The organism is Streptococcus sp. 3167 (assembly GCF_013277175.1).
GTDB lineage: Bacteria > Bacillota > Bacilli > Lactobacillales > Streptococcaceae > Streptococcus > Streptococcus pseudopneumoniae.
The window spans coordinates 42,576-48,971 of sequence record NZ_VMML01000055.1; the positions used below are offsets into that span (position 1 = coordinate 42,576).

Genomic DNA, 6,396 nt, shown 5'->3' on the forward strand with positions numbered 1-6,396 from the left:
AGGCATCTTAACTAGTCTAAAAGTGCCAACTAAATCACTGGAATATAACCTAGAGCAATACTTCCTGCTCCTAGGTGGGTTCCAATGACACTACCAAATGTAGCTAGTGAAATATCCGTACCCACTCCAGATTCAATCAAGTGGTGACGCAATTCTTCAGCCTTTTCAGGAGCATTCCCATGAATGACAATGACCCGATATTGGCCTGAAGCCGTTGTTTCCTTGATGATTTCAATCAAGCGCTTGGTTGCTTTCTTTTCCGTACGAACTTTTTCGTAAACTTCAATCACACCTTGATCGTTAAAATAAAGGATTGGCTTAATGCTAAGCAAATTGCCCAAAATGGCAGCCCCATTTGAAAGGCGCCCACCTTTTACCAAATGATCCAGGTCATCTACCATGATAAAAGCTGACGTACGGCTGATTTGAATAGCTAGCTTATCCTGAATGATAGCAAAATCATCGCCCTGATCTCGCCAGTTAAAGACGCTTTCAACCATGATGCCTAGGGGAGCGCTTGTAATCAAAGTGTCTGGGAAAGCAATGGTTAAACCTTCATAGTCATCCACCATATACTGAATATTTTGGTAAAAACCTGAAATTCCAGAAGATAGGAACAGCCCCAAGGCATGTGTATAACCTTGTTCTTTGAGCGAAGTTAAGATCTCATCTAACTTGGCAATACTTGGTTGACTGGTCTTAGGCAATTCAGAAGCCTGAGCCATTTTTGGGTAAAATTCCTCAGCAGTCAGATTGATGCCTTCGACATACTCCTCACCATCAATATTGACAGGAATATCCAAGACATACAAATCTTCTCTTTGCAAGGTCTCTGCACTGAGATAGGCAGAAGAATCTGTGATAACAGCTAGTTTCATATTAGAACTCCAAATTGATTCCTGGTAAGTCTAATGCAATTTCAGTTACTTCGTAAGTCAAACGGTTGAGCATATTCAAACATGGACGAGCCAAAGTTTCCACTTCTTCTTGGCTCAATTCACTTGGTTCATTGACAATACGGCCATCGATATGATTTACCTGTGAAATGGTTCCACTGATGACAAACTTATCAAATACAATCATAAATGTCAAGATGACAATCAAGGAAGTCACTTGATTTTCTTGATTATGTTGGAGCAATTGGAAGTTCACATCCACCTTAGTTTCAGGAGCTCCATTTTCATTTTCCCATTCAAAATTACGCGCATCAAAATGATACTGACTAACAAATTCTTGTTCACGTTTAAGATTCATATCTTTCTCCCTCGGCTACAATATTATAAGCTATTGTACCATAATTTTTTATTTTCATCTAGTTTTCTAAGTTTTAGTCCATCCCAATTTCAGCTCGAACTACGTCTGCGATGGTATCAACATAGTAGTCAACTTCTTCTGTGGTAGGCGCTTCTGCCATAACACGCAAGAGGGGCTCTGTTCCACTTGGGCGTACTAAGATACGACCATTCCCTGCCATTTCTTCTTCCATCTTCTCGATGATAGCCTTGATAGCTGGCACTTCCATAGCCTTTTCCTTCACGGCATTTTCCACTCGGATATTGACTAATTTTTGTGGATAGATGGTTACTTCTGCTGCCAACTCTGACAAGCTCCTACCAGTTTCCTTCATGATTTTTGTCAATTGGACAGCGGATAATTGACCATCACCTGTTGTATTGTAGTCCATCAAGATAACGTGCCCAGATTGTTCACCACCGAGGTTGTAGCCTGATTTTCGCATTTCTTCAACAACGTAGCGGTCGCCAACTGCAGTGACTACCTTGTTAATACCTTCGCGATCCAAGGCCTTGTGGAAACCAAGGTTAGACATCACAGTTGTCACAATTGTATTTTGAGCCAATTGTCCTTTTTCAGAAAGGTATTTCCCAATGATGTACATAATCTTGTCACCATCGACGATGTCGCCATTTTCATCAACAGCAATCAAACGGTCACTGTCTCCATCAAAGGCCAAACCAATAGCTGAGCCGCTTTCTTTGACCACTTCTTGAAGGGTTTCTGGGTGGGTTGAACCAACATTAAGGTTGATGTTAAGACCATCTGGTGTTTCCCCTATAACAGTCAACTGAGCACCAAGGTCTGCAAAGATTTGACGGGCACTTGTAGAAGCTGCACCATTAGCTGTATCCAAGGCAACCTTCATTCCTTCAAGAGGAGTTCCAGTTGAAACAAGGTAGCCTTCATACTTACGCAAGCCTTCTGGATAATCTACCAAGGTTCCCAAGCCTTCTGCACTTGGACGAGGAAGAGTGTCTTCCGCAGCATCTAGCAAGGCTTCAATTTCTGCTTCTTTTTCGTCATCTAGTTTGAAGCCATCACCGCCAAAGAACTTGATTCCATTATCAAGGGCTGGGTTGTGGCTAGCAGAAATCATGACACCGGCGCTTGCTCCCTCAGTTTTTACCAAGTAAGCTACTGCTGGTGTCGCCAGAACACCTAGTTTGTATACGTGAATTCCTACAGATAGAAGACCAGCTACCAAGGCAGATTCTAGCATTTCCCCTGAAATACGTGTGTCACGTCCTATAAAGACTTTCGGTGCTTCCGTTTCATGTTGACTAAGAACATAGCCTCCAAAACGTCCTAGCTTAAAAGCTAATTCTGGAGTAAGTTCCACATTAGCTTCTCCACGGACTCCATCAGTCCCAAAATATTTACCCATTTTTATAAAATCCTTTTTCTATTTTTAATTCGTTTTTGAACTAGTTGCTTTCGTTGACGAAGATGTCTCCGATGAACTGCTTGTAGTTGAATTTGATGTGCTTGAACTTGGTGCTGCTGGTTTTGTAGTTACCTTCATTGTTGTATCAAAGGGAGTGATAACTGTCGGTAAGACAACACCATTGCGGTCGATTGCCTGCAAAGGTACTGAACCACTGTAATTACCTGTTATGTGTTCGCTAGTTGGCAAGACAGCGATAATCTTATCAATTCTATCCAATGTCTCTTGATCACTCGTAATCGACACTTCTTCATCTGACACCGTGACATTTTCAATCTGTACCCGACTATCAATTTGACTAGGGTCAATCTCTGGTACAACCTTTACCTTATCCTTCTGAGCCTTCTTCCCAATCTTGACTGTAATTTTTTGCGGAGTCGCCACAGCGGTCAGCCCATTGGGTAAATCTTCAATGCTCAAAGGAACTTCAATCGTTCCAACACTGGCATCTGTTAGGTCAGCAGTAACCTTGAATTTACGTGTGCTTTCTTGCATTTCACTAGCTAGCGATAGGCGATTTGCACCAGTCAAGACCACTGAGACTTCTGAAGCAAAACCGCTAATAAAATACTCATCACTATTATAGCGTATGTCAATAGGAACATTTGTTACTGTATTCGTATAGGTTTCCGTTTTTACCTGCCTAGCACTGGTACTGTTTTGAAAATTCGTCGCCGTAGCATAGACAAATAAGACACAAGCAAAAAAGAGTGAGGATATGATATATAAACTATTTTTTTTCATGTTTCCATCCTCCTAGCAATCGTTCTTTAAAACTAAGACCCGCTTCCTCTTTTGGAAGTAAGATTTCACGTAATTCTGTTTCAAATTCATCAAGTGTTAGGTTGTGCTTAAAGCTTCCATTATAGGTTATCGAAATTCCTCCCGTTTCCTCTGATACGACAAAAGTCAAGGCATCTGAGACTTCTGATAAACCGATAGCCGCCCGGTGTCTGGTCCCAAATTCCTTGGAAATCCCTGTGTTTTTTGTCAAGGGCAGATAGGCAGACGTCACAGCAATACGTTCTTCTTTGATAATCACCGCACCATCATGTAGGGGAGTGTTGGGAATAAAAATGTTAATGAGAAGTTCTGCAGAAATCTTAGCATCCAAGGGAATTCCTGTCGAAATATACTCCTGCAAGGTACGTACACGCTGAATAGCAACCAAGGCCCCGATTTTACGAGGACTCATGTATTCAACAGACTTAACAAAGGCACGAATCATCTGTTCCTCAGCACTAATAGGGGCATTGGAAAAGAAATCTGTCGCTCTTCCCAAACGTTCCAAACCAGTCCGAATCTCTGGAGAGAAGATAACAACCGCCGCAATAACCCCATAAGTAATAATTTGATTGATTAACCAAGAAATCGTAGTCAAGCCAATCATATTTGCAAGGATTTGAGCTAAAATAAACACCAAAACTCCACGTACCAAAATCATAATCTTGGTTCCTGCAATAGCTTTTGTAAAATGGTATAAAATATAAGCAACAATCAAAATATCAATTAGATTGATAGCTATCGTCCATGGACTTGCAAACAAACTGGTCCAATATTGCAGATTGGATAATTGTTGAAAATTCATCCCTGATATCCTCCCTATCAAAACACTTTCATCCTATTATACCATTTTCTGGCATTTTTTTCCCTATCCTAGTCCATTTTACATTGAACAAAAATATGATAAAATAAACTGACTAGAAAAAACAAAGGAGAAACTATGTCTCAACTCTATGATATTACCATTGTGGGTGGTGGTCCTGTCGGGCTTTTTGCGGCCTTTTACGCCCACCTACGTCAAGCCAAGGTTCAAATCATTGACTCTCTTCCCCAGCTAGGTGGACAACCTGCTATTCTCTACCCTGAAAAAGAAATCCTAGACGTACCAGGCTTCCCAAACCTGACTGGAGAAGAGTTGACTAACCGATTGATTGAACAGCTAAACAGCTTTGATACCCCTATTCATCTCAACGAAACGGTTCTTGAGATTGAAAAACAAGAAGAATTTGCCATCACAACTTCTAAAGGAAGTCACCTGACTAAAACAGTTATCATCGCTATGGGTGGCGGTGCCTTCAAACCACGTCCGCTGGAACTAGAAGGCGTTGAGGGCTATGAAAATATCCACTACCACGTTTCCAACATCCAGCAATATGCTGGTAAGAAAGTGACCATTCTTGGTGGAGGAGACTCGGCTGTGGATTGGGCTTTGGCTTTTGAAAAAATCACACCAACTACCCTTGTCCACCGCAGAGATAATTTCCGTGCTTTGGAACACAGTGTCCAAGCCTTACAGGAATCATCTGTGACCATCAAGACACCATTCGTCCCTAGCCAACTCCTTGGAGATGGAAAAACGCTCGATAAACTTGAAATCACAAAAGTCAAATCTGATGAAACCGAAACGATTGACCTAGACCACCTCTTTGTCAACTATGGCTTCAAATCTTCTGTCGGTAACCTTAAAAACTGGGGTCTCGACCTCAATCGTTACAAGATTATTGTCAACAGCAAACAAGAATCTAGCCAAGCAGGTATCTATGCTATCGGTGACTGCTGCTACTATGACGGAAAAATTGACTTGATTGCGACAGGTCTCGGAGAAGCTCCAACTGCTGTCAATAATGCTATCAACTACATCGACCCTGAGCAAAAAGTACAACCAAAACACTCTACTAGTTTATAAAAAAGAACCACGAGTCACATAGGATGCGTGGTTTTATAATTCATCGGCTTTTACAAATACCTTTACATCGTTTTACTATATCTTACAATACCTTTTAAAATAGCTATATTTTGAGCTTTTAAATAAATGTTTTTACATCATTTTACAGAGATTTACGACACTTTTGCCCCTTTTTTGCCCCCTGTTTTTTTAAAAAACTTCATCAAAACTCTTGACTTTCTCGGTATGCCGTGATATAATATAATCAAGATAAGGAAAGGGGGTGATGAAATTGAACAAAGAAGATTGGCTTAGGTTACTTGAAAAGGCAATAGACAATATTCCTGAAACGGTAACTGCTATCGCAAGTCTAGTGACCGCAATAACGGTCGCAAGGCAAAACAAAAAGCGTAAACCGAAATCCCGTCAAAGAAAAAGGTAAACGCTAAGAGGTTGGGGCGAAAGCCCCTCACACCTCTATTTTATCAAATGAAAAGAGGAAATGCAATGGTCAGCGCAATAGCTATTTTTATAATTGCAATCAATGTATATATTTATCTAAAAAACAAAAAGGACAAATAAGATGAGAAAAGTTATTCAAGAATTGCTAGACAGTTCGATGTCTACATCTACTATTTCGCAAGGTGCTGGAGTTCCATGGACTACTGTTTCTGATCTCAGAAAAGGAAAAACAAGCATGGACAAAATGGCACTTCTCACAGCGGAAAAACTTTATGAATTTGCTACAACTGATAAGCAGTGATTTCGGTCACTGTTTTTTATTTTTAACAAAACACCGTTTTTGACAATAATACACCACGATTTCCTCTCCATATTCTTCATGTAAACGCTTTTTTGAACAATAGGATTGTGATTTTGCTTTCTAATCGTTCAAAATGTGTGTTTTTGTAAAATAAAAAAACCGCAAGCCTGAGCCTGCGGTTGGTGTAATCTATTTTGAAGCCTTTCTATTTAGTCGTAATCAAGC

Annotated in this window: 8 protein-coding genes; 3 read left to right on the forward strand and 5 right to left on the reverse strand. The window is 40.5% G+C overall.

Features of this window, described 5'->3' with window-relative positions; translation table 11 throughout:
- Positions 1-29: 29 nt before the first annotated feature.
- From HT678_RS08465 to cdaA, 5 genes are all read right to left on the reverse strand, one after another.
- Complete coding sequence (locus HT678_RS08465; RefSeq protein WP_000762177.1) at positions 30-878, reverse strand: DegV family protein; 849 nt, start codon at positions 876-878, stop codon at positions 30-32.
- A 1-nt stretch (position 879) separates the two neighbouring features.
- Positions 880-1,254 carry a DUF1149 family protein gene (locus HT678_RS08470; RefSeq protein ID WP_001050094.1) on the reverse strand — a complete coding sequence of 125 codons (375 nt, stop codon included), beginning with the start codon at positions 1,252-1,254 and terminating at the stop codon, positions 880-882.
- A gap of 73 nt (positions 1,255-1,327) precedes the next feature.
- Positions 1,328-2,680: a phosphoglucosamine mutase gene (gene glmM, locus HT678_RS08475; protein WP_000521436.1), complete on the reverse strand. Its 1,353-nt coding sequence runs from the start codon at positions 2,678-2,680 to the stop codon at positions 1,328-1,330.
- A 24-nt stretch (positions 2,681-2,704) separates the two neighbouring features.
- Positions 2,705-3,484 carry a CdaR family protein gene (locus tag HT678_RS08480; RefSeq protein WP_000742288.1) on the reverse strand — a complete coding sequence of 260 codons (780 nt, stop codon included), beginning with the start codon at positions 3,482-3,484 and terminating at the stop codon, positions 2,705-2,707.
- Positions 3,471-4,328, reverse strand: a complete 858-nt coding sequence (gene cdaA, locus HT678_RS08485; protein ID WP_001011065.1) for a diadenylate cyclase CdaA — start codon at positions 4,326-4,328, stop codon at positions 3,471-3,473. The genes HT678_RS08480 and cdaA overlap by 14 nt, the downstream gene beginning before the upstream one ends.
- Before the next feature lie 135 nt (positions 4,329-4,463).
- Here cdaA and HT678_RS08490 point away from each other — a divergent pair, with 135 nt between their 5' ends.
- The 3 genes from HT678_RS08490 (at position 4,464) to HT678_RS08500 (ending at position 6,171) form a co-directional block, all read left to right on the forward strand.
- Positions 4,464-5,429 carry an NAD(P)/FAD-dependent oxidoreductase gene (locus tag HT678_RS08490; protein ID WP_172924840.1) on the forward strand — a complete coding sequence of 322 codons (966 nt, stop codon included), beginning with the start codon at positions 4,464-4,466 and terminating at the stop codon, positions 5,427-5,429.
- A gap of 271 nt (positions 5,430-5,700) precedes the next feature.
- Complete coding sequence (locus HT678_RS08495) at positions 5,701-5,850, forward strand: hypothetical protein (RefSeq protein WP_001030863.1); 150 nt, start codon at positions 5,701-5,703, stop codon at positions 5,848-5,850.
- A 141-nt stretch (positions 5,851-5,991) separates the two neighbouring features.
- A complete protein-coding gene (locus HT678_RS08500) occupies positions 5,992-6,171 on the forward strand; it encodes a hypothetical protein (protein WP_001233346.1) in 180 nt (59 codons plus the stop codon).
- Positions 6,172-6,396 lie beyond the last annotated feature (225 nt).

Bases quoted from the DNA above. Each gene is read 5' to 3' on its own strand.
- HT678_RS08465 (WP_000762177.1), bottom strand. From the start codon at position 878: ATGAAACTAGCTGTTATCACAGATTCTTCTGCCTATCTCAGTGCAGAG.
- HT678_RS08470 (WP_001050094.1), bottom strand. From the start codon at position 1,254: ATGAATCTTAAACGTGAACAAGAATTTGTTAGTCAGTATCATTTTGAT.
- glmM (WP_000521436.1), bottom strand. From the start codon at position 2,680: ATGGGTAAATATTTTGGGACTGATGGAGTCCGTGGAGAAGCTAATGTG.
- HT678_RS08480 (WP_000742288.1), bottom strand. From the start codon at position 3,484: ATGAAAAAAAATAGTTTATATATCATATCCTCACTCTTTTTTGCTTGT.
- cdaA (WP_001011065.1), bottom strand. From the start codon at position 4,328: ATGAATTTTCAACAATTATCCAATCTGCAATATTGGACCAGTTTGTTT.
- HT678_RS08490 (WP_172924840.1), top strand. From the start codon at position 4,464: ATGTCTCAACTCTATGATATTACCATTGTGGGTGGTGGTCCTGTCGGG.
- HT678_RS08500 (WP_001233346.1), top strand. From the start codon at position 5,992: ATGAGAAAAGTTATTCAAGAATTGCTAGACAGTTCGATGTCTACATCT.